Source organism: Nitratireductor sp. GZWM139 (assembly GCF_030068685.1).
In the GTDB taxonomy this organism is placed as follows: domain Bacteria; phylum Pseudomonadota; class Alphaproteobacteria; order Rhizobiales; family Rhizobiaceae; genus Nitratireductor; species Nitratireductor aquimarinus.
The window spans coordinates 88,564-111,810 of record NZ_JAMQML010000007.1 but is presented as its reverse complement, the minus strand read 5'-3'; the positions used below and the strand labels follow the sequence as shown (position 1 = coordinate 111,810).

Annotated in this window: 21 protein-coding genes; 15 read left to right on the top strand and 6 right to left on the bottom strand. The window is 63.3% G+C overall.

Features of this window, described 5'->3' with window-relative positions:
* The first annotated feature begins 150 nt into the window (after positions 1-150).
* The 6 genes from NDI72_RS10660 to NDI72_RS10635 are packed head-to-tail and all read left to right on the top strand — an operon-like array spanning position 151 to position 5,144.
* Positions 151-2,223: a TonB-dependent receptor domain-containing protein gene (locus NDI72_RS10660; RefSeq protein WP_283800454.1), complete on the top strand. Its 2,073-nt coding sequence runs from the start codon at positions 151-153 to the stop codon at positions 2,221-2,223.
* Between the two features lies 1 nt (position 2,224).
* Entirely contained in the window at positions 2,225-2,671 is a 447-nt protein-coding gene (locus tag NDI72_RS10655; protein WP_283800453.1) for a hypothetical protein, read from the top strand.
* Between the two features lie 32 nt (positions 2,672-2,703).
* The gene (locus NDI72_RS10650; protein ID WP_283800452.1) at positions 2,704-3,411 is read left to right on the top strand and encodes a MotA/TolQ/ExbB proton channel family protein; all 708 of its coding nucleotides are present in this window, start codon (positions 2,704-2,706) and stop codon (positions 3,409-3,411) included.
* A complete protein-coding gene (locus NDI72_RS10645) occupies positions 3,401-3,790 on the top strand; it encodes a biopolymer transporter ExbD (protein ID WP_113155060.1) in 390 nt (129 codons plus the stop codon). The genes NDI72_RS10650 and NDI72_RS10645 overlap by 11 nt, the downstream gene beginning before the upstream one ends.
* Positions 3,791-3,795: 5 nt before the next feature.
* The gene (locus NDI72_RS10640) at positions 3,796-4,206 is read left to right on the top strand and encodes an ExbD/TolR family protein (protein WP_283800451.1); all 411 of its coding nucleotides are present in this window, start codon (positions 3,796-3,798) and stop codon (positions 4,204-4,206) included.
* 14 nt (positions 4,207-4,220) lie between these two features.
* Complete coding sequence (locus NDI72_RS10635) at positions 4,221-5,144, top strand: energy transducer TonB (RefSeq protein ID WP_283800450.1); 924 nt, start codon at positions 4,221-4,223, stop codon at positions 5,142-5,144.
* 80 nt (positions 5,145-5,224) lie between these two features.
* Here NDI72_RS10635 and putA read toward each other — a convergent pair whose 3' ends face one another.
* Entirely contained in the window at positions 5,225-8,851 is a 3,627-nt protein-coding gene (gene putA, locus NDI72_RS10630) for a bifunctional proline dehydrogenase/L-glutamate gamma-semialdehyde dehydrogenase PutA (protein ID WP_283800449.1), read from the bottom strand.
* Positions 8,852-9,013: 162 nt separating this feature from the next.
* Here putA and NDI72_RS10625 point away from each other — a divergent pair, with 162 nt between their 5' ends.
* Positions 9,014-9,466, top strand: a complete 453-nt coding sequence (locus NDI72_RS10625; protein WP_113155057.1) for an Lrp/AsnC family transcriptional regulator — start codon at positions 9,014-9,016, stop codon at positions 9,464-9,466.
* Here NDI72_RS10625 and NDI72_RS10620 read toward each other — a convergent pair.
* The 4 genes from NDI72_RS10620 to NDI72_RS10605 form a co-directional block, all read right to left on the bottom strand.
* On the bottom strand, positions 9,453-10,703 hold the full coding sequence (locus tag NDI72_RS10620; protein WP_502888391.1) for a cytochrome-c peroxidase: 1,251 nt from the start codon (positions 10,701-10,703) through the stop codon (positions 9,453-9,455). The two genes, NDI72_RS10625 and NDI72_RS10620, sit on opposite strands and share 14 nt — an antisense overlap.
* Positions 10,704-10,705: 2 nt before the next feature.
* Positions 10,706-11,161, bottom strand: a complete 456-nt coding sequence (locus tag NDI72_RS10615; RefSeq protein WP_283800447.1) for a FixH family protein — start codon at positions 11,159-11,161, stop codon at positions 10,706-10,708.
* A gap of 172 nt (positions 11,162-11,333) precedes the next feature.
* A complete protein-coding gene (locus NDI72_RS10610; protein WP_283800446.1) occupies positions 11,334-12,791 on the bottom strand; it encodes an NAD-dependent succinate-semialdehyde dehydrogenase in 1,458 nt (485 codons plus the stop codon).
* A gap of 68 nt (positions 12,792-12,859) precedes the next feature.
* Positions 12,860-13,801 (bottom strand): AEC family transporter, encoded by a 942-nt coding sequence (locus tag NDI72_RS10605; protein WP_283800445.1) that lies wholly within the window; start codon positions 13,799-13,801, stop codon positions 12,860-12,862.
* 224 nt (positions 13,802-14,025) lie between these two features.
* Between NDI72_RS10605 and NDI72_RS10600 the strand changes: the two genes are divergently transcribed.
* From NDI72_RS10600 to NDI72_RS10575, 6 genes are all read left to right on the top strand, one after another.
* Positions 14,026-14,577, top strand: a complete 552-nt coding sequence (locus NDI72_RS10600) for a histidine phosphatase family protein (RefSeq protein ID WP_206547663.1) — start codon at positions 14,026-14,028, stop codon at positions 14,575-14,577.
* Between the two features lie 106 nt (positions 14,578-14,683).
* Complete coding sequence (locus NDI72_RS10595; RefSeq protein WP_007009717.1) at positions 14,684-14,962, top strand: acyl carrier protein; 279 nt, start codon at positions 14,684-14,686, stop codon at positions 14,960-14,962.
* 36 nt (positions 14,963-14,998) lie between these two features.
* Positions 14,999-16,186: a beta-ketoacyl-ACP synthase gene (locus tag NDI72_RS10590; RefSeq protein ID WP_206547664.1), complete on the top strand. Its 1,188-nt coding sequence runs from the start codon at positions 14,999-15,001 to the stop codon at positions 16,184-16,186.
* Between the two features lie 113 nt (positions 16,187-16,299).
* Entirely contained in the window at positions 16,300-17,520 is a 1,221-nt protein-coding gene (locus NDI72_RS10585; protein WP_502888392.1) for a beta-ketoacyl-ACP synthase, read from the top strand.
* Between the two features lie 203 nt (positions 17,521-17,723).
* Positions 17,724-18,752, top strand: coding sequence for a zinc-binding dehydrogenase (locus tag NDI72_RS10580; RefSeq protein ID WP_113156281.1), 1,029 nt, complete (start codon positions 17,724-17,726; stop codon positions 18,750-18,752).
* A gap of 10 nt (positions 18,753-18,762) precedes the next feature.
* Positions 18,763-19,683, top strand: coding sequence for a lipid A biosynthesis lauroyl acyltransferase (locus NDI72_RS10575; RefSeq protein ID WP_113155051.1), 921 nt, complete (start codon positions 18,763-18,765; stop codon positions 19,681-19,683).
* Between the two features lie 51 nt (positions 19,684-19,734).
* On the opposite strand, the gene NDI72_RS10570 is transcribed toward NDI72_RS10575, so the two are convergent.
* On the bottom strand, positions 19,735-20,166 hold the full coding sequence (locus NDI72_RS10570; protein WP_113155050.1) for a L,D-transpeptidase: 432 nt from the start codon (positions 20,164-20,166) through the stop codon (positions 19,735-19,737).
* Positions 20,167-20,355: 189 nt separating this feature from the next.
* On the opposite strand from NDI72_RS10570, the gene NDI72_RS10565 reads away from it, so the two are divergent.
* Both NDI72_RS10565 and NDI72_RS10560 read left to right on the top strand, forming a co-directional pair.
* Positions 20,356-21,639 (top strand): acetylornithine deacetylase/succinyl-diaminopimelate desuccinylase family protein, encoded by a 1,284-nt coding sequence (locus NDI72_RS10565; protein ID WP_113155049.1) that lies wholly within the window; start codon positions 20,356-20,358, stop codon positions 21,637-21,639.
* Between the two features lie 82 nt (positions 21,640-21,721).
* Positions 21,722-23,203, top strand: a complete 1,482-nt coding sequence (locus tag NDI72_RS10560; protein ID WP_283800443.1) for an ABC transporter substrate-binding protein — start codon at positions 21,722-21,724, stop codon at positions 23,201-23,203.
* The last annotated feature ends 44 nt before the right edge of the window (positions 23,204-23,247 follow it).

Below are 23,247 nucleotides of genomic sequence, written 5' to 3'. Positions count from 1 at the left end.
TCGCCCCTCCGCTTTCTTGACTTTTATTATCATATTTTATAGCCACCGCAATACCGGAGTGAAATTATCAAGATAAATTTCCTAGCCGGTTAACCGTCGACAAGCCAGTGCCAGTCGGCCCGTTGAGTTTGTTTTCTGGAGAAGGCGGGAATGCAGGATAATAGTTTAAACGGACGGCTCGGCCTGTTGTGCGGAACCTCCATCGTGACGCTGGCGCTGAGCATGGGCGCCATGGCGCAGGAAGCCCCTTCCATGATGATGGCGGACGCTGCAGGCAGCGTCACGCTTCTCGACCGCATCACCGTGGTCAGCCGCACCGGCGACAGCGCGCTCGACACGCTCGCCTCGGTCAGCCAGATCAGCGGTGAAGAGCTTGAGCGCCGCATGGCCAGCAATGCCAACGACATCTTCTTCGGCGTTCCGGGCATCAAGGTCTATTCGAACGGCCGCCCCGCCGTCAGCAACATCAACATTCGCGGCCTGCAGGATGCCGGCCGTGTCGCGGTCATCGTCGATGGCGCGCGCCAGAACTTCCACAAGGCCGGCCACGAGGTCGCCCGCATGTTCTGGCTGGACCCGGAACTGGTGCAGCAGGTCGATGTGATCCGCGGCCCCAGCGCCAACACATTCGGCTCCGGCGCCATTGGTGGCGTGGTCTATTTCGAGACGAAGAAGGCCGAAGACTTCCTGCGCGACGACGAGAATTACGCCCTGTCGCTGACCGGCCGCTACGAATCAAACGGCTCCGGCTGGACGACCAGCGCCGTTGGCGCATACCGCTTCAATGACGCCGCCTCCATTCTCGGCAACATCGTCTGGCGCGACTATGGCGACTACAAGGATGGCGGCGGCGTGCGTGTCGGCCATTCCGGTTTCGACGTGCTGTCCGGCCACCTCAAGGGCACCATCAAGCCAACGGAAAACAGCGAGCTGACGCTCGGCTGGACCGGTTCGCGCGACGAGTGGTCCTCCAAGGCAACCCGCGACTACCGCCTCGACAGCGACATGTTCACCGGAGAGTTCAAGATCTCCGACGCCGAGGAAAAGTGGGTGAACCTCAACATCAAGGGCGCGATCAACAATCTCGACCTGCGCCAGACCGATACCGGTTCACGCCCCGGCACAACCGGTTATGACCTGCGCACGAGCAGCCTCGACATCTGGAACACCTCCTATTTCGAGACCGGTCTGTTCGCCCACGAACTGACGGTCGGCGGCGACTGGGTTTATGACGACTTCACCTCCAAGACCGGCAGCGGGGCCGCAGACAGCTTCAACCCCACGGGCACACGCTCTGTCTGGGGCGCCTATGTTCAGGACAAGATCACCTATGACTGGCTCGAGATCGTTGCCGGGCTGCGCTACGATTCCTACGAACTGGAAGGCTCCGGAAAAAGTTCTGGCGACCGTTTCTCGCCGCGCCTCAGCGTCGGCGTCTCACCCTTCAGCGAAGGCGCACTCTCCGGCCTTCAGGTCTACGGCTCCTATGCCGAGGGCTACCGCGCACCCAACACATCCGAAGCCTACATCACCGGCACCCATTCCATGGGACCTGGCCGCTCCTTCGCCTTCCTGCCCAATCCGGACCTGAAGCCGGAAACCGGCAAAACCTGGGAAGCGGGCGTCAACTACAAGGCTGACGGGCTCATTCAGGCCGACGACACGCTGCGTCTCAAGGCGGCCTATTTCCACAACGACATCAAGGATTACATCACCATCCCCACCTTCCCGGCCATGCCGGGCAGCGAATGCACCAGCCTCGGCCACACCATGTGCGCCCAGTACCAGAACATGTATTCGGCCAGGATTCAGGGCTTCGAGCTTGAGAGCCGCTATGATGCAGGGCGTTATTTCGCGGGCCTCAGCGCCTCCATCATCCATGGCCACCAGACCGACCGCAGCGGCGTGCGCAAGGATCTCACCACCATTCCGTCAGCCAGCGTCACGGTGGATGGCGGCATGCGCTTTCTTGAACGTCGCCTGACGCTCGGCGGTGAAGTCCAGTTCAACAAGGCGCCCAGCGGCTCCTCCTTTGCCAAGGACTACACGCTGGTCAATCTCTACGCGAACTATCAGCCCACCGAGAATCTTCGGTTTGATTTCCGCGTCGATAATCTTTTCGATAAGAGATACGTGCTGCCCATCGTCGACACGTCCGATGGCGTCTTCGCGCAGCCCGGCCTGACCGTAAAGCTCGGCGCGACCGTGCGTTTTGGAGGATAGAATGCCATCACGATTATCCGTCTCCGCCCGTTTCCTCGCCGCCAGCCTCGTGCTGGCGGCGGCAGGCGGCAGTCCGGTCCTGGCCGAAAACGATCCTCAAGGCATGATCGACCTCGAACTCAATGCGCTTGAGAAGAGCGACAAAGGGTGCCGGATAACCTTCGTGGTGAAGAACAGCCTTGGCGGCGACGTCACAAGGACCGTCTACGAGATTGCGCTTTTCAACAGGCAGGGCCTTGTCGAACGGCTTATGAAGCTCGAATTCAAGGACCTTCCGGACGAGAAGACGAAAGTCAGCCGCTTCGATCTGGCCGAGACCGATTGCGACGCCATCGGGCGCGTCCTGATCAACGATGCCGACGCCTGTGAGGGTGACGGCGTTCAGGCGGGCGACTGCATCGCCAGACTGAACGCGACGAGCCGCAGCTCCGTCACCTTCGGCAAATAACCAGAAACTGCGACACCATGGGAATGCCAAACATGTTCGACGGCGTCATCAACTCCATCGGCTCCTTTCTCAAGCTCGGCGGCCCTGTCGTTGCCATCCTGCTCGTGCTCTCGGTCTTCGCCCTGGCGATGATCCTTCTGAAATTCCTTCAGTTCCAGCGCGAGCGCGTGGGGCGGCATGGACGGTCCAACCGGGCGCTTCACGCCTGGTTCCACCACAATCAGGGCGAGGCGCGGGCCATGCTCGCCAATGCCCGTTCGCCGCTGGAGGAAACGCTCTCCACCACCATGCGGCTCGCAGCGGCCAAAGCCGACAAGAGCGCCATTGAGGATGAGGTGAGCCGTCTGGCGCTTGGCCGCCTGCATGATCTGCAACGCGGCTTCCGCGCGCTGGACGCCATTGCCCAGGTTGCCCCGCTGCTTGGCCTGTTCGGCACCGTTCTCGGCATGATCGAGGCGTTCCAGAAGCTTCAGGAAGCGGGCAATTCGGTCGATCCGTCCCTGCTTGCAGGCGGCATCTGGGTGGCCCTTCTGACAACGGCCTGCGGCCTTGCCGTCGCCATGCCGGTCTCGCTGGTGCTCACCTGGTTTGAAACCCGCATCGAAAACGAGCGCGTCGCCATCGAAACCATGACCGCCACCGTGCTTTCGCACGCTTCAATCGAGGCAGCGGAAGCCGGAGCCACGCCGGTCAGTGCCAGCACGCCGAGGCTCGTGACGGGTGAAGGCCATGCGCATTGACGCAATCAGGGTCAGGAAGCGAAAGCCGCTTTCGCTCACATCGCTGATCGATGTGATCTTCCTGCTCCTTCTGTTCTTCATGCTGACCTCCACCTTCACGCGCTTCGCCAAGGTCGAGATTTCAGGCGGACCGGCTTCGGCCTCCGCCGGCGGCAAGCCGCCGGACGTGCTGATCCGCGTGGACGATCCGGCCGGCTGGCGCATCAATGGCCAGACACTGGCCGAGGATGCCGCCATCCTCGAGCTTGCGCGCCTGCAGGTAGCCGGCGCAGAGACCGCCGTGCTGCTCGTTCGGGGCGAATTAACGTCACAGGACCTCGTCAGCGCCGTCGAGCGCATCCGCCGCAACACGCAACTTAATCTTTCCGTCGCGAGGTAATCCCCATGCTGCGCCTTGCCCGTCCCACACAGACACGTCAGCGGGAAAGCACGATTGCCCTGATCAACATCGTCTTCCTGATGCTGATCTTCTTTCTTGTCGCCGGCACCCTCACCCCGCCGCTCGACAATGATGTCAGCCTGATTTCCACCATCGAAGCGGATCGGTCTCAGCCACCGGACGCCCTTTTCGTCACCAGTGAGGGCGAAATGCGCCTGCGTGGAACCGCCACGGATGCGCCGAGCTTCATGCTGGAGCGTGTCGACACGCTCGGCGAAACAGCCGCCCGCGAGCTTGAAATCAAGGTCGCCGCCGATCGCGAACTGCCGGCTGCGAAGCTGGTCGACATTGTCGGCGCGCTGAAAGCCGCCGGCGCAAGCCGGATCAGCATCATCACCGAACGTGTGCCGCAATGAAGATGCGGGCGAAGATGCGGGCATGGAAATGGGCTGCAGCACTCGCGGTCTCGTTGGCAGTGCATGCCGGCGCCGCCGTCTATGTGATGGAGCGTACCCCCGATATCGAGATTGCCGGTGGCGGCGTGACAGAGATCGCCCTAGCCGGCAATGCCTTTGCCGACATGGTGTCCGCGGGCGACGCCGTTGACGAGGCCGAACCCTTAACGGAAACGGCAACCGAAACGGTTCCGCCGGAAACCGTGGCTGAAATCGTGACCGAGACCCCCGTTAAGGCGGCAAGCGCCGCCACTGTGGAAAGCGTCAGCGAAGAATCTCCGGTGCAGCCGGTGGAGGCAGAGGAGCCCGTCGAGCAGGCCCCAGAGGCCGAGACCGCTGAAGAAATTGTCGAACCGGTCGAAAACGCGCAGGTGGTGGCAGCCCTCGCCGAGGTGCCGGTTCCCACACCCCGCCCCGCCTATACACCGCCTCCCAAACCCAAGGTCGAACGCAGGCAGAAGGTGGCGAAAGCCGCACCGCCGAAGAAGCGTCAGGCCGGCTCAAGAGGAAAAGACCAGCAGGATGCACGCCGCGGCACCGCATCCGGCCGCGAGAACGCCCGGAAGGCGACCGTGGGCCGCAAGACCGCCCGCGCCACCCAAAGCGGCAATGCGCAGGTTTCCAACTATCCCGGAAAGGTGAGGACCAAGCTTCGTAGAGCGCAGCGCTATCCCAGCGCAGCCAAGCGCCAGCGCCTGAAGGGCGAAGCTCATGTCCGCTTCACCATTGCGCGCAATGGATCGGTCAGCGCCATACGCATCGTTCGCAGCTCCGGCTCGGATATACTTGATCAGGCGGCTGTCGACACCGTGCGCCGCGCCGCCCCCTTCCCCAGAATTCCGGATGGCGCAGGCCGTTCAAGCTGGGGCTTCACGGTGCCTCTCGCCTTCCGGCGCTAACAGAACGAAAAACGGGCGGAGATTTCTCTCCGCCCGTTTTTCATTCTGCATCAGGCACAATCGCCTGAACTGTGTTCCCGCTAGACCGAAGCCAGAAGGCTCGCATTGCCGCCCGCCGCCGTCGTATCGACGCAGATGGCGCGTTCATGGGCATAGGCTGCCGGATAGATCGGCTCGATCACCAGCGGCACGATGGCCCCGTCCCGGCCAGCAAGCGCGCCGCGCAGGCTCTTCAGCCATGCGGCATCACCGCTGGCCGCCACCAGATCGAGCCTCAGCGCGCCCAGCGCCTCGGGCGCTGCCACACCGTCTGCAGCTTCAACCGGAAGCCCCTGACCAAGCAGCGGCTTCAGGATGCGCCGCGCCTCGGGATGAACGGCCAGAACCGCATTGCCCATGGCCAGCGCCTGCACGACCTGCGCCATCAGCGTGTCTTCATCCGCGCCGAGGCAGAGCGCGCGTCCGCGCGGCGTCAGCATCAGCGAGTTGGCCTCACCGGTCGGTCCGGGCAGATCCACCGGGCCCTGATCGAGCGCGGCGGCAGCCGCCATGGCCGCCTGCGCCTGCCCGCGCAGGATCTTGCGCAGCGCCGGCAGACGGTCCGCACGCGCAGCCCACTTGCCGTCCACTGCCGGCATCAGCCTGTCCAGCGCGTCGGAAGAGAGAACGGCACCCTGAGGCGCAGCACCCGCGCCTTCCGAACCACGGCGGAAACGGCGCAGATAGTGAGGACCGCCAGCCTTGGGACCGGTGCCCGAAAGCCCTTCACCACCGAATGGCTGGGAGCCAACGACCGCACCGATCTGGTTGCGGTTCACATAGATATTGCCCGCATGAACCCGGTCCACCACATGCTGCGCACGCGCATCGATGCGTGTGTGAAGCCCGAAGGTCAGGCCATAACCCTTTGCGTTGACGTCGGAAATCACCTTGTCGATGTCTTCTGCGTCGAAGGTTGCCACATGCAGGATCGGCCCGAAGATCTCGCGCTCCATTTCGCCGATGCCCGACACCTTGAATGCCGCCGGCGCCACGTAACGCCCGCCAGCCGGCACATCCAGCGCCGCGATCAGCCGGCCCTTGCTCGTCATCTGCTGCGCATAGCCGCCAATGGTCTGAAGCGCTTCGTCATCGATCACCGGCCCCACATCCGTCGACACGTCCCACGGATCGCCAATGCTGAGCGCCTGCATCGCGCCCTTGAGCATTTCCAGAACCCGGTCCTCCACATCCTTCTGGACATAGAGCATGCGCAGCGCCGAGCAGCGCTGACCCGCACTCTGGAACGCGGAGGCCACGATGTCGCGCACCGCCTGCTCCGGCAGCGCGGTGGAATCGACGATCATGGCGTTGAGACCGCCGGTTTCGGCGATCAGCATCGCCTCCGGTCCGGCATTGGCAGAAAGCTGGCGCTCGATCAGACGCGCCACTTCCGTCGAGCCGGTGAAGCACACACCTGCAATGCGTGGATCAGCCGTCAGCGGCCCGCCCACGGTCGGGCCATCGCCGATCAGAAGCTGAAGCGCATCCGCCGGCACACCGGCTTCGTGCATCATCGCCACGGCGCGCGCCGCAATCAGCGATGTCTGCTCTGCGGGTTTGGCCACAACGGCATTGCCTGTCACCAGCGCGGCTGCGACCTGGCCCGTGAAAATGGCAAGCGGGAAGTTCCAGGGCGAAATACACACGATGACGCCGCGCGCATCCGTGTCCTTCTCCACATGTGCCGCTTCGCGCGCATAATAGCGCAGGAAGTCGACCGCTTCGCGCACCTCGGCAACGCCATCGGAAAGCGATTTTCCGGCCTCCCGGTTGGCAAGCGCGAAGAACTCGGCGGCATGCTCTTCATAGAGGTCGGCAACCCGGCGCAGGATCACGCCGCGCTCGGCCACCGGCGTACCTGCCCATGCCGGCTGCGCCTTCAGGCCGATTTCCACCGCCGCCGCAGCCTGTTCGCTGGTCGCATCCTGCACCGAGCCCACGATCTCGCCGAGCTTCGCCGGATTGATGACATCGCGCGTTTCGCCCTTGCCCCTGGCTCGGGTAATGGCGCGGGTGATGGACGCGGCGTCCCACCGGTGCGGCGCGGCAAAGGGCGCACGGCCCGCATCAAGTTCGGCCATGGTGACCGGATCGGTCACGTCCCAGCCCTTCGCATTCCGGCGTCCTGCGCCAAAGATCTCCGAAGGACGGCGAATTGCCGTATTCGTCGCCTCGGCTTCCGCCTCGACTGCGGCAAACGGATCGGCTGCAATCTCTTCCGCGCTCACATCGGTATCGACGATCTGATGAACGAAGGAGGAGTTCGCACCATTTTCCAGAAGGCGGCGGACCAGATAGGCCAGCAGATCCTGATGCGCGCCGACCGGCGCATAGATGCGGCACCGCGTGCCCTCGCTCTTGCGCACGGCCTCGTGCAGCGCTTCGCCCATGCCGTGCAGGCGCTGAAACTCGAACGCGCTCTTGTCCGTGGCCATGGCGAGGATCGCCGCCGCCGTGTGCGCATTGTGGGTGGCGAACTGCGGATAGATGCGGTCCGTCATGCCCAGCAGCTTGCGCGCACAGGCGATGTAGCTCACATCCGTGTTCGACTTGCGGGTGAAAACCGGGAACCCGTCAAGCCCGAGCACCTGCGCGCGCTTGATTTCCGTGTCCCAGTAAGCGCCCTTCACCAGCCGCACCATGATGCGGCGGTCAAGCCGTGTTGCAAGGTCGTTCAGCCAGTCGATGACAAAGGGCGCGCGCTGCCCGAATGCCTGGACAACCACGCCGAACCCGTCCCAGCCGGCCAGATCCGGATCGGACAGAACGGCTTCGATCACGTCCAGCGAGAGGTCGAGACGGTCTGCCTCTTCGGCATCGATGTTCAGCCCCATGCGGGCGTCACGGGCGGCGAGTGCAAGGCTCTTCAGCCGCTCCACCATGACCGGCAGCATATGTTCCTTCTGCGTCGCCTCATAGCGCGGGTGCAGCGCGGAAAGCTTGACCGAAATGCCCGGATTGGCGCGAATGTCGTCACGGTTGGAAAAACGCTTCAGCGATGCGATGGCGTCGCCATAGGCCTTGAGGTAGCGCAGTGCGTCGGCCTCGGTGCGGGCCGCTTCGCCGAGCATGTCGAACGAGTAGGTGTAGCCCTTCTCTTCCATCGACTTGCCGCGCTTCAGCGCCTCGTCGATGGTGCGGCCCAGAACGAACTGCTCGCCCATCTCACGCATGGCGCGCGACACGGCGCGGCGGATCACCGGTTCGCCCATGCGGCGCACCAGCCCGCGCAGCGTGGCTTCCACGCCCTGCCCTTCATCGTCCAGCACCCGGCCGGTCAGCATCAGCGCCCAGGTGGACGCGTTCACGAAGATCGAGGCGGATTCGCCCGAATGCGCCGACCAGTCATGCGGCGCGATCTTGTCGCGGATCAGATCGTCCATCGTCTCCGCATCCGGCACGCGCAACAGCGCCTCGGCCAGACACATCAGCGCAACGCCTTCCTCGGTGGAAAGACCGTATTCGGAGAGGAAAGCCTCCATCAGGTCCATGTCGCTCGATGCGCGGACATTGCGCACGAGATCGGCCGCACGCTTCGAAATCTGCTGGCGGTCCTCCCGCGACAGTCCGGAAAGCTCGATCAGCCTGCGCAGAGCCTCGGCCTCATCGGCCAGATAATGGGCTCTGATGTCCTCTCGCAAGTTTGCGGGCGCTTTGTTCTGCATAACATCCTCAGATGGCTGGAAAGGTCTTCGCGGCGCTCCCATCGCCGCCATTCGGGCGATCATAGCATAACAAAAACAGCCAATCGGGCTGATTAGTTGCCGTCGACAGCTCAAATGGACTATGTTGATCGCAGCAAGAACACTCATAGGGACGGAATTCCCATGTCAACAGAACGTGTGGACCGCATCGACCGCAACATACTGGACGCGCTGACCAAGGATGGCCGCCTGTCCATCGCGGAACTGGCCCGCCGGGTCGGGCTCTCCAAGACCCCGGTTCAGGCGCGCTTACGCCGGCTTGAGAAGGATGGTTACATCCGTGGCTACTCGGCCATCATCGACCGGGCGCGCATCGGCGAGGGTCACATCGCCTTCGTTCAGGTGGAGCTGGAAGACACCCGCTCATCGGCGCTTGCCGCCTTCAACAAGGCCGTTCTCGCGGTTCCCGAGATCGAGCAGTGCCACATGACGGCAGCCGGTTTCGACTATCTGCTCAAGGTGCGCACGCGCGACATTTCCAGCTATCGCAAGATTTTGGGCGAGCGCATTTCCGCCCTGCCCCATGTGGCGCGCACATCCACCTTCGTGACGATGGAGACGGTCAAGGATCGCTAGGGGGACCGCTGATCGGCTCGCTGCCGGGTTCAACGTCGAGCGTCTTCAGAAAGGCGATCAGCGCCCGCCGTCCACGGTCGGTGAACACCACGCCGCGAATCTCGCTTTCCCCGGAAACTGCCTCCGGCGCAGTGCTGTAATGATCGATCACCCCGTCGAGCGTGTCGATCTGGCCCGCATGCATATAGGGCGGTCTGCTGGCCGCCCCGCGCAGCGACGGCGTCTTGTAGGCCCGTTCCATCACCGCCGCATCGCGCTGCATAAAGCGCAGCGCCTCGCAGGCCTCGGGGGCGGCGTCGCTGTAGGGTCCAAGACAATTGAACGGATCGGCCAGAACATCCGCCATGCCTTTGGCGCGGCCCAGATCGTCCGGCAGCCCTGCGACGGGCGGAACGCCGGTATTGTGGAAATGATCGTCGGTGAAACGCGGGCCGTTGTGGCATTCGAGGCAGTTCGCCTTGCCGATGAACAGCCTCAGCCCCTCCTGCTCCAGATCGCTGAAGGCGGCGTCGCCCTTTGCCACTTCGCCCGCCGCCACGGCGCGCGCAAACCGGTCAAAGCGGGTTTCAGGCGGGTGCAGCGTGCGTTCGAACGCACCGATTGCCTTGCCCAGATTGGCGAACACCCGGTTCACCGCATCACGCTCGTCCTCGCCCATCGCGGCCCAGGCCGCGCGCTCGGCCTCATTGCCAAGCGGGCTGGCATTGGCCGGCAGCCCGTCGAGTTCCGGCAGCACGCCAAAAACCTCTGCATAGCCGTCCGGATATGTCGCCGCGATGTAGTGTGCGAAGGCGGTCCGGTTGCCGGCATGCTCGCGCCGGTCTTCCAGCGGCGTCAGCGCCTGTGACCAGAGGCTGTCGCGCCGCCCGTCCCAGAACTGCCAGACATTCCACCCCGTGCCCGCCAGCGGCATGGTGCGCCGGTCGCTTTCGCCCACCGCGACACCGCGCGGCAGACCATCCTGAAACTGCAGATCGGGCATGTGGCAGGTGGCGCAGGAGACATTCCCCTCGCCGCTCAGGCCCTCCTCGAAGAACAGAAGCTGCCCGAAAGCCGCTGCACGCGGATGATCGGCAAACCGGTTGCCGGGTGACGGCGGCAACGGCCCCAGCGCGTCAATGGAAAGCGACGCGATCTTTGCCTTCTCGTCCTCGCTCAATTCGGAAGAATCGCAACCGGCGAGCGCGACAAGCCCGCCAAGGACAAACGACACGAAAAGGCGTCGCGCCATCCCCATCGTCAGAGATCCAGATTGAACACCGCCTCGTCGAGGCCGGGTTCGGCGTCTATCCCGATGCGGATTTCCCAATGCCCGCCCATGTTGAAGCGCATGCCCTCCACGCGGTAGCGCCCCTCGCCCGGATTCTCGCTGGCCTCGGGTTCGGTCGGCAGGCCATGACCGTGATCCGGCATGCCGCCATCGATGGAAATCTGCGCATCCTCGACCGCAGCCCCCTCCGGCGTGGTGATCACCACCACCCAGTCATGGGTCTCATTGAGCGGAACCGGCTGCGTCTCCGGCTCGAACATCACCTGATAGAGACCATCACGGCTCACGGTGTTGTAGGCAGTATCCATTTCGGGCGGCGGCGGGGCAAACAGCTGGAATGCCGCATAGATGGCGACAGAAGCCACCAGCAGTCCAACACCTGCAAGAATGAGGCGCTGTTTTCCGTTCGCGCGTTGCGCCGCCATGTCGTCCCTCCGATTCACCAGCATTGCCAGGCCACTACATAACCCGCGCCCTGACCGCAGTTCCACCACCGGGTTGTCGCATCCATGCGCCCACACGAAAAACGGGCGCGAAAAACGGGCAAAGAAAAACCGGCGTCGATGACGCCGGTTTTCAATTTCAGCCGATTGTGGCTCAGAGGCCGAGGCCGCCGATGCACACATATTTGGTGTCGAGATAGTCCTCGATGCCCTGATGGCCGCCTTCCTTGCCCATGCCGGACTCTTTCAGGCCGCCAAACGGCGCTTCCACCGTGGTGATGATGCCTTCATTGACGCCCACCAGACCGTATTTCAGCCCTTCCATCACACGGAAGGCGCGGCCCAGATCGCCCGTATAGAAGTAGCAGGCCAGACCGAACACCGTGTCATTGGCAAGCTTGATCGCCTCTTCCTCCGTCTCGAAACGGAAGACCGGGGCCACCGGGCCAAAAATCTCTTCCTGCATGAAACGCATGTCGGAGCTGGCGTTGGAAATGACGGTCGGCTGGAAGAACGAGCCGCCCAGCGCGTGGCGCGCGCCACCGGCCGTCACCTTGCCGCCCTTGCCGGTGGCGTCGGCGATCAGTTCCTCGACCTTCTCGACAGCCTTCTCGTCGATCAGCGGTCCCTGCTGCGTGCCTTCCTCAAGGCCCGAGCCGACCTTCAGCCTGTCGGCAGCCGCCGAAAGCTTCTCGACGAATTTGTCGTAGATGCCGGCCTGTACGAAGAAGCGGTTGGTGCACACGCAGGTCTGGCCCGAATTGCGATATTTGGCGGCAATCGCCCCCTCGACCGCGCGGTCCAGATCCGCATCGTCGAACACGATGAACGGCGCATTGCCGCCGAGTTCCATCGAAACCTTCTTCACCGTGCCGGCCGTCTTCTGGATCAGAAGCTTGCCGATCTCGGTGGAGCCGGTGAAGGTGATCTTGCGCACCAGCGGGTTTTCGCACAGCTCGTCGCCAATCTCGGAAGCCGAACCGGTGACGATGTTCACCACGCCCTTCGGGAAACCGGCTTCTTCACACAGAACGCCCCAGGCAAGGCCCGAATAAGGGGTCTGCGAAGCAGGCTTCGCCACGGCGGTGCAGCCCGTCGCCAGCGCCGGACCGAGCTTGCGCGCCAGCATGGAGGACGGGAAATTCCACGGCGTGATCGCGCCAATGACGCCCACCGGCTCCTTGGTCACGAGAATGCGGCGGTCTGCCCAGGGCGACGGCACCACATCGCCGTAAACCCGGCGGCCCTCTTCCGCATACCAGAGGATATAGGCCGCCGAGCTGCCGACCTCGCCCTTTGCCTCGGCAAACGATTTGCCCTGCTCCATGGTCAGCAGTTCGGCCAGCGCGTCCTGATTGTCCATGATCGCGTCATGCAGCCTGCGCAGCAGCGTTGCGCGGTGCGCCGCCGAGGTCTTCTTCCACGAATGGAAGGCCGTTTCGGCAGCCTCGATGGCGCGGCGCGTTTCTGCACCGCCCGAACGCGGCACGGTGCCGATCTTTTCGCCATTGGCCGGATTGAAGACATCGACGGCCTGCCCCGAATCCGCGTTGACCCAGGCTCCGTCGATGAAGTTCGCCTGACGCAGGAAATGATTTGTTTTCTGAAGCATTTGCTTCTCCTTTTGTTTCGCGCGGCAACCTAATGGTCCAGACGTCAGCGACTAGGGGCTGTCTGGCCCTATTGATAGGTCCAGTGGACCACTGACAGCCAGAATGCCGTCGTAAATACGGCAAAGAGCGTGCCGATGGTCATCGCGTTCGACGCCAGAGCCTGTCCGGTGCCGAACCGCGAGGCGATCAGATAAGGGTTCACCCCGGAGGGAAGCGCTGCCGCCACCACCGCAACCTGCGCGCTGAAGGCCGGCAGTCCGACCGCCAGCGCCACACCGAGGGCAACGGCGGGCATGAGGAAAAGTTTCAGCGCCGCGATCACGATGGCCGGACGCACATCGCCCGTAATGCCAAACCGGTTCAGGCCAAGCCCCATGGCAAACAGCGCCACCGGCCCCGCCACATTGGCCAGCGCATCCACGAAACGCGTGCCAAGGGCGGGCATTTCAAGCCCCGAGAAGCGCCACAGAAGCCCCGCGACGATGCCCAGGATCAGCGGGCTTGAGAAAAGCTTCGTCAGGAACTCGCGGGCAATACCGGTTGCACCCGTTCCCTTGCGCCCGACCAGAGAGAACAGAAGGATCGATGCCCCCAGCATCACCGGCAGGTGGATCGACACGATCAGCGACAGCACCTCGAACCCCTCTTGCCCGTAAACACCGAGCATGAAGGGAATGCCGAGCAGAACAAGGTTGGAGAAACTGGTGGACAGGCCCGCCACCACGCCGACACGCGCATCGCGGCCGAAAAACCGCATGATGGTGAAGTGCCCTGCGACCCAGGCAACGCCGACGGCGCTGAAATAGGTGAACCAGAGCGCCCAGGGGATGCTGGAGCCAAACTCCGCCCCCGCCATGGTGCGAAACAACAAAAGCGGAACCGCAATGGTGACGGCAAACTCACTCAACGCTTCGCCGGTCTCCGTCTTCAGCAAACCGGTCCACCCGGAGATATAGCCGAAAGCGACGAGACCGAAGACGAAGGCAACAGTTTCGACAAGTGGCGACATGCAGCCTCTTTAGACGCAAACCCAGGTGGAAGGAAAGCCACTGGACAAGCAGCGCGCGAAACTGGCCCAGCAGGCGCGCCTCCCCGTTTCCGTGCCGCCCGGCCGCCCAGCCGCCCAGCCGCCATGCGCCGGGGCTCATGGCGGGGCAGCGACGGCAAGGCACCTTTCAAGCTGCCCCCACATGCCTATATGCTTCAGAAGAAGTATATTTTGAGGATTGCCACATGTTTCGATTGCTCGCCGTCATCGCCCTTCTTCTCGGCGTATTGCCAGCACAGGCGACGGAAGCCGGCTGGGCGCTGTTGCGCAATGGCGGTCAGGTGGTGTTGATGCGGCATGCCATCGCACCGGGCAATGGCGATCCGGCCAATTTCGACATCGAGAACTGTGGCACGCAGCGCAACCTCTCGGAGCGCGGTCGCCTGCAGGCACGCCGTATCGGCGCACTGATCGAGGCACGCGCCGCGCCGGTCGAAAAGGTGCTGACCAGCCGCTACTGCCGCGCCCGCGACACCGCCACGCAGGCCTTCGGCGCAGGCCCGGTCGAAATCTTCGAGGCTCTGGACCTGCCGGCCGACGATGCCGCGCTCGAACAGCAGAAAGCTGAAATTCTGAAGCGAATCAACGAATACACCGGATCCGGAAACCTGATCATGATCACCCATCTTGAGATCATACAGGCGCTGATCGGTGGTCAGGCGCGTGAGGGCGAGGCCATTATTTTGTCACGCGGAGGCGACAATCTGCACGCTTCGGCAAGGATCAAATTCAACTGATACCGGCATCGCCCGGAGCCTTAGCCCTTTTCCTGCCGCGAAAAACCGATTAGAGACCCCCGATCATCCAATTGTAAAAGAATCTCCCCAGACCTGAGGGCCCCAAGTGACGACATTCGACAAGGTTGCTGACATCATCGCTGAGACCAGCGAGATCGACCGCGAGAAAATCACCCCCGAGAGCCACACGATCGACGACCTTGGCATCGACAGCCTGGACTTCCTCGACATCGTGTTCGCAATCGACAAGGAATTCGGCATCAAGGTTCCGCTCGAGAAGTGGACCCAGGAAGTCAATGACGGCAAGGTTTCGACGGAAGAGTATTTCGTCATGAAGAACCTGTGCGCCAAGATCGACGACCTCGTGGCCGCCAAGGCCGGCTGATCGCATTTCCGACACCGCATCGTTGAAGAGGCAGGCATGAGCCCGCGCGACGTAGTTATCACCGGTATGGGCATCGTTTCCTCGCTTGGCGAGGGCGCGGACGCCCACTGGCAGGCACTGACAGCCGGCACGCCGGCTCCCGTGCTCGATAAGGAGCGCTTCGCGCCCTACACCATCCACCCCCTTCCCGAGATCGACTGGGGTCAGCAGATCCCGCGCCGCGGCGATCAGCGGCAGATGGAGACCTGGCAGCGCCTGGGCACCTATGCAGCCGGTCTGGCGCTCGATGACGCCGACATGAAGGGAGACGAGGCGCTCTGCGCCTCCATGGATATGGTTGTGGCCGCCGGTGGCGGCGAGCGCGACGAGACCGTGGATGAGGGCATTCTCGCCGCATCGCTCGAGCGCAGCGATCATGATCTGCTTCTCAACGAAAAGCTCACGACCGAGCTGCGCCCGACCCTGTTCCTGGCGCAGCTTTCCAATCTGGCCGCCGGCAATATTTCCATCGTCCACAAGGTGACCGGCTCGTCCCGCACCTTCATGGGCGAGGAAGGCGCTGGCGTTTCGGCCATCGAGACGGCTGCGGCCCGCATCCGCTCCGGCCAGTCCTCGCACGTTCTGGTGGGCGCGTCCTTCCAGACCGAGCATTCCGACATGCTGCTCGCCTACGAGCTCGGCGGCTTTCTGCACCGTGGTGACTGGGCGCCGGTCTGGCAGCGCGCCAATGGCGAAGGCGGCGGCGTGGTCACCGGCTCCGGCGCGGCCTTCCTGGTTCTGGAATCGCGCGAGCATGCCGAAAAGCGCGGCCGCAAGGCCTATGCCGCCATCGGCCCCGTCGTTTCCCGGCGCAGCCGCCGCAAGGCGGAGCCGCTTGCCGCAGGCGTTTCCGAAATGATCGACCGGCTCGAGCTGCCCGACGCACCGCTCATGGCGCTCTCGGGCGCATCGGGCGCGCATGAGGCAACCGCTGCCGAGCTGGAAGCCTTTGGCAGCCGCGAGAACATGGCGCTGCGTGGTTTCTCCTCGCTCACCGGCCACATGAAGGAGGCGCAGTTCCCCTTCGCCGTGGCGCTTGCAGCGCTCGCCGTTCACCATGGACAGGCCTACCCTGCATTTGACGATCAGCGCGAAGCCGCATTCGATGGCAGCCTCGACGCCGTTCTGGCAACGGCCGTCGGCTATCACTGCTATGAGGGCATGGGGCTCATCACCAAAGCCTGACCCGACAGTCGGGAAGGCCCGGGCCCGTAAGTTTATGAGCCGGAAGATTTAGAGAAAGCGATCACGTGAAAACGACCGACAGCTTTGGAAGACCCGTTATCGCCGTCACCGGCATGGGCGTTGTCACCTCTCTCGGCCAGGGACGTGCGGAAAACTGGGATGCGCTGATCAGTGGCCGTTCCGGCATCCATCCCATCACGCGCTTTCCCATCGACCATCTCGCCACCACCATTTCCGGCATGGTCGACTTCCTGTCGTCCAGCACCCGTGGCGCAAGCGTTCACACCCATGAGCTTGCCGATCTGGTTGCGGCGGAAGCCATCGAACAGTCGGGCCTTCCCGCGTCCGATTTCGGCGGCCCCCTGTTCCTTGCAGCGCCCCCGGTGGAGCTTGACTGGCATCACCGCCTGGCGCTCTACGCCAAGGCCCGCGAGCACAATGGCAACACCTCGCTGATCGAAGCCGCCCGCGAGGCGCACGCCACTGAACTCTTCGAGGAAAGCCAGTTCGGCACCATCGCCGACCGCCTTGCAGAACGTTACGGCACGCGCGGCCTGCCCATCACCCTGTCGACGGCCTGCGCATCGGGCGCGACCGCCATTCAGCTCGGCACGGAAGCGATCCGCCGCGGCGAATGCGACCGCGCGCTCGCCATTGGCGCAGACGGTTCGGCGACAGCCGAAGCGCTTATCCGCTTCTCGCTCCTTTCCGCGCTCACCACCCAGAACGACGATCCCGAAAAGGCATCGCGCCCCTTCTCCAAGGACCGCAGCGGCTTTGTTCTGGCCGAGGGCGCAGGCGCACTGGTTCTGGAATCGCTCGAAAGCGCCCTTGCCCGTGGCGCCGAGATCCTCGGCATCATGAGCGGCTGCGGCGAAAAGGCCGACGATTTCCACCGCACCCGGTCCAAGCCGGACGGTTCTCCGGCCATCGGCGCCGTCCGCGCCGCGCTCGCTGACGCCGGCATGTCGACCGAAGACATCGAATACATCAATGCGCACGGCACCTCGACGCAGGAAAACGACAAGATGGAGCACATGTCACTGTCGACCGTTTTCGGCGAGCGCATGAAGACGCTGCCCATCTCGTCCAACAAGTCGATGATCGGCCACACCCTCTCGGCCGCCGGCGCCGTGGAAGCCGTCTTTTCGCTCATGACCATGCGCGAAGGCGTCATTCCGCCGACCATCAATTACGACACGCCCGACCCGGCCATCGAGCTCGACGTCGTGCCGAACGTGAAGCGCGAGGCGCAGGTTTCGACCGTGCTTTCCAACTCGTTCGGCTTCGGCGGACAGAACACCTGCCTTGTCATGGCCAGGGAACCGGTCTAATCGACCGGTTCAGACCGGTGGAATGCGTTTGGCGTTCGGTGCCTGCGCGGTGTGTCGCGCTCCACGAACGCCGAATTTGATCGTTCCGCCGGAAACGCAAACTTGCCGGTGGCCTTCCTTTTTCCAGCCTTGGCGCTCATCCCCGAAATGGATCGAACGCAAATGCCGGAAACAGACCACCAGCCAGAACATCGGAAGACATGATGCGCGCACTTCAACTCGTCGCCGACCGCAAGCTTGAAACCGTCGATCTTGCGCCGCCCCCCGCTCCCGGACAGGGAGAAGTGACGCTGAAGATCCGCGCCGTCGCGCTCAACCACATCGATGTCTGGGGCTGGCGCGGCATGGCGTTCGCCAAGCGCAAGATGCCGCTCGTGGTCGGTGCGGAAGCCTCCGGCGTGGTCGAGACGGTCGGCCCCGGCGTGAGCAACCTGCTCCCCGGCCAGCTCGTCTCCATCTACGGCGCGCGCACCTGCGGCCTCTGCCGCCCCTGCCGCGAAGGCCGTGACAATCTGTGTGAGCACGTCTCCGGCGTTCATGGCTTCCATCTCGATGGTTTTGCGCAGGAAAAGATCAACTTGCCGGCCCGCCTCCTCGTCCCCGCGCCGCCCGGCGTCGACGAGATCGGCGCAGCCGTCGCACCCGTCACCTTCGGCACGGTCGAGCACATGCTGTTCGACAATGCGAAGCTTGAGCCCGGCGAGACGATCCTCGTCCAGGCCGGCGGCTCCGGCATCGGCACCGCCGCCATCCAGCTTGCCAAAAGCATGGGCTGCACCGTCATCACCACGGTCGGCTCCGACGACAAGATGGAGAAAGCCCGCGCACTCGGCGCGGATCACGTCATCAACTACCGCGAAGACCGTTTCGAGGGCGTGGTGCGCAAGATCACGAAGAAGCGCGGCGTCGATGTGGTGTTCGAGCATGTGGGCGCAGACACCTGGGCAGGCTCGCTTCTGTGCATGAAGCGCGGCGGCCGTCTCGTCACCTGTGGCTCCACCTCCGGCGTCTCCACCAACATGAACCTGATGCAGCTCTTCCAGCAGCAGCTCAAGATCTTCGGTTCCTTCGGCTGCCGCATGGAAAACATGGCCGACGCCATGCAGAAGATGGCGCGCGGGCTGGCTTCGCCGGTCATCGACACCGAGGTGAGCTTCGACGACATCGACAAGGCGCTCGCCCGCATGGAAGGCCGCGACGTGTTCGGCAAGATCATCCTGCGCGTCGACTGATCCATCCAGCATGAAGCGCTTTCTTTTCCTTCTCGGCAGGCGTCTGAAGACGCTGGAATACTGGCTGACCGCCAAACTGGTGATCGGCGTTCTGGCGCTGCTGCGCCGCCTGCCGCCTGAAAAGGCGCTCAATCTGGCAGACCGGGTCGCGCGCACATTCGGCCCCAAGGTCGGACGGCATCGCCTTGCCGTCGACAATCTGCGTCAGGCCTATCCCGAAAAGAGCGACGCCGAGATCGAGACCATTGCCCGCGACATGTGGGGCAACATGGCGCGTCTCGCCGTCGAATACGTGTTTCTCGACAAGCTGTTCGATTTCGACCCGGAAGCCGAGACGCCCGGCCGCGTCGAAGTGGAAGGCGTGGAGATCTTCAAGCGGCTGCGCGAGGAAAAGGGTGTCCCGCACATCTTCTTCACCGGCCATATGGGCAATTTCGAGTTCCTGCCCATTGCCGCAGCCCGCTTCGATCTGACCACCACCTCGCTCTTTCGTCCGCCAAACAACCCGTTTGTCGCCGACTACATTCTCGAGACCCGGCGCAGCGCCATGGGCGGGCTCGTGCCCTCTCAGGCCGGTGCAGCCCTCCAGCTTGCCCGCGTTCTCGACGATGGCGGCAATATCGGCGTTCTGGTCGATCAGAAATTCCGCAAGGGGGTGAAGACCCGCTTCTTCGGCCGTGAATGCCGCACCAATCCGCTGCTCGCAAAGCTTGCGCGGCAGTATGAGTGCGATGTCTACCCGGCGCGCTGCAAGCGTCTGCCCGGCGGCCGCTACCGCCTGATCGTGGAAGACAAGGTCGCCCTGCCCCGCAACGCCGACGGCGTCATCGACATCGAGGCCAGCGCCCAGATGCTCAACGACGTGGTCGAACGCTGGGTGCGCGAAGACCCCGGCCAGTGGATGTGGTTCCACAAACGCTGGCAGATGTAGCGGAAGCGCGCCTGCGCTTCCCCGTCATCCCCGTCAGCCCCGTAATCCCCGTCAGTCCGTCACGACGATTCGCGTGTTGCCCGGACCGATCTTCTTCACCAGCGCGTAGAGCCGCTTCGCATTTGTTGTGTGCAACCGCACACAGCCATGCGAGGCCGGACTTCCCAGCCTGGAGACGGCATTCGTGCCGTGGATGGCATAACCGCCATAATAGAAGATCGAATAGGGCATGGGCGACATGTTGTATTTGCGCGAATGCCACATCTTGTGCATGCGCTTTGGTCTCCACTGCCCGCGCGGGGTCACATAACCGCGCCGCGCCGTGGAAACACGCCAGCGATGCAGGACACGTCCGCGATGCATCACCGTCATGGTCTGCTTGGATACACTGACCTTAGCCACCAGGCTTGCAGCGAAGCTTTGGTCCACGCCGCCAGAAAGAATCATGCCTGCAATGGCTACAGCAAAGAAAAATCGTTTCATGAGCGCCCCCCGCTGCATGTGTGAAGTTTCTACCCGTAGTCTTGAGAAGCTTAGCTTCAAAACATAACGAAACCCCAAACTTCCCGATTAAAATTGAACTACACGCCCGCGTAACGTGCAAGTTCCGGGGCTTCACAATCGCGTGCGAAGCATCTTGCCAAGCCGCTTTCGTATCGCTCTATTGCTCGCATGAATGAACAGCTTGCCTTAGCCGTACGACGCAGGACGGAAGAACTCGTCGCCCTCACCATCGATCTGATCCGCTTCCCGACGGTCAACCCGCCGGGAGACGCCTACACGCCCTGCTGCGAGTACATCGCACGCCGTCTCAAGGCGAAGGGATTTGCCACACAGTTCATCCGGGGCGTCGGCGCGCCGGGTGATTCCGACCGTTATCCGCGCACCAATGTGGTCGCCCGCCGCGAGGGCCGCAGCCCCGGTGCGACCGTGCATTTCAATTCCCATATCGACGTGGTGGAAGCCGGCGAAGGCTGGACGCTTGATCCCTATGCGGGCGTGGTTCGCGACGGCAAGGTGTTCGGTCGCGGCGCATGCGACATGAAGGGCGGCCTTGCCGCTTCCATCATCGCCGCAGAAGCCTTTCTGGAAATCTATCCGGATTTCCCCGGCGCCATCGAGATTTCCGGCACGGCTGACGAGGAGTCCGGCGGTTTTGGCGGCGTCGCCTATCTGGCCCGCGAAGGCTTCTTCTCCAAGCCCCGCGTCGATCACGTGATCATTCCCGAGCCGCTCAACAAGGACCGCATCTGCCTCGGCCATCGCGGCGTCTGGTGGGCGGAGATCGAAACCCACGGCGCAATCGCCCATGGGGCAATGCCGTTCCTCGGCGATTCGGCCATCCGCCACATGGGCGCCCTGCTTCACGCCTTCGAGGAGGAGCTTTTCCCCGCCCTCGACGCCAAGCAGACCCGCATGCCCGTCGTGCCGGAGGGCGCGCGCCGTTCGACCCTCAACATCAATTCGGTCCATGGCGGCCAGACGGAGGATTTCTTCCCCGGCCTGCCCTCACCCAATGTCGCCGATTCGTGCCGCATGGTGCTCGACCGCCGCTTCCTCATCGAGGAGGACATTTCCGAGGTGAAGGGCGAAGTCGTCTCGATCCTCGAACGCCTGAAGCAGGAACGGCCGAAATTCGACTATTCCATGCGCGACCTGATGGAAGTGCTGCCGCTGATGACCGAGGAAGACGCGCCCGTACCCAGCGCCATCGCCGCCGGCATTCGCGAAGTGTTCGGCAAGGAGCCGGAATATGTCATTTCGCCCGGCACCTATGACCAGAAGCACATTTCGCGCATCGGCCATCTGCATGACTGCGTTGCCTATGGCCCCGGCATTCTCGACCTGGCGCACCAGCCGGACGAGTGGGTCGGCATCGAGGACATGGTGCAGTCGGCCACCGTCATGGCCATGAGCCTTGATGTGCTTTTGCGCGGTGTCACACCGCCGAAATAACCCCTTCCAAAACACGCGATTTACACGTGCCCTGAATCGCGCTTCAATCCATAAAAATGACACGGCCCTGCGGGAGAGACACATGAAAACCATCAAGTCCATCATTGGCGGAGCCGCGCTGTTATTGGCAGCGGGCACCGCTGCATTTGCAGCACGCACCGACCTCGTCATCGGCGTGGTTCTTGAACCGCCGCATCTCGACCCGACCACCAGCGCTGCTGCCGCCATTGACGAAATCCTCTACGCCAATCTCTTTCAGGGTCTGACCCGTATCGGCCGCAATGGCGAAGTGCTTCCCGCACTGGCCGAAAGCTGGACCGTTTCCGACGACGGCAAGGGCTACACGTTCAACCTGCGCTCGGGCGTCACCTTCCATGACGGCACCGCATTCGACGCCGAGGACGTGAAGTTCACGCTCGACCGCGCCCGCGCCGACGATTCGACCAATGCGCAGAAGCAGCTTTTCGCCGCCATTGACACGGTCGAGGTGGTGGACCCGGCCACCGTCAAGGTCACGCTGAAATCCCCGCAGGGCTCCTTCCTCTACAATCTGGGCTGGGGCGACGCCGTCATGGTCGCGCCCGAAACGGCTGAAGGGAACAAGGAGAAGCCGGTCGGCACCGGCCCGTTCAAGTTCGGCAACTGGGCCAAGGGCTCTTCCATCACCCTCGTCAAAAACCCGGATTACTGGGGCGAGCCCGTCGCGCTGGAGAAAGCCGAGTTCCGCGTCGTTCCGGATGCCGCAGCAGCCATTCCCGCCCTCTTATCGGGCGATGTGCAGGCATTCCCGCAGATGCCCGCCGGCGATGCGCTCATCCAGATCGAGAGCGATCCGCGTTTCGTCGTCGCCATCGGCGCCACCGAGGGCGAGACCATCCTGTCGACCAACAACGGCAAAGAGCCCTTCAACGACATTCGCGTGCGTCAGGCCATCGCCCACGCCCTCAACCGCGAAGACATCATCGCCGGCAATGGCTCCGGCTATGGCACGCCCATCGGCTCGCATTTCTCGCCGGCCAACGAGGCCTATGTCGATCTGACCGAAACCTACGCCTACGATCCGGCAAAGGCGAAGGAACTGCTTGCCGAAGCGGGCTACCCGGATGGCTTCAAGGCAACGCTGAAACTGCCGCCGCCGGCCTATGCGCGCGATGGCGGCCAGATCGTCGCATCGCAGCTTCGCCAGGTCGGCATTGACCTGGAAATCATCCCCGTCGAGTGGGCCCAGTGGCTGGAACAGGTCTTCAAGAACAAGGACTACGACCTGACCATCATCTCCCACACGGAGCCGAACGACATCAACATTTACGCCCGTGACGACTACTACTTCGATTACAGCAATCCGGCCTTCAAGGAGGTCATGAACACGCTCGAAGCCACCGCCGATCCGGCACGGCGTGTCGAGCTGTACAAGACCGCGCAGAAGATCATCGCCGAAGATGCGGTGAACGGCTTCCTGTTCCAGCTTCCCAAGATCGGTGTCTGGGACGCCAAGCTCGAAGGCATGTGGGAGAACTCTCCCATTCAGGCAAACGACCTGACCGACGTGAAGTGGGCTGACTGAACCTTCATGAACCGCCCTGCCGTCCGCGTGAGCGGGCGGCGGGC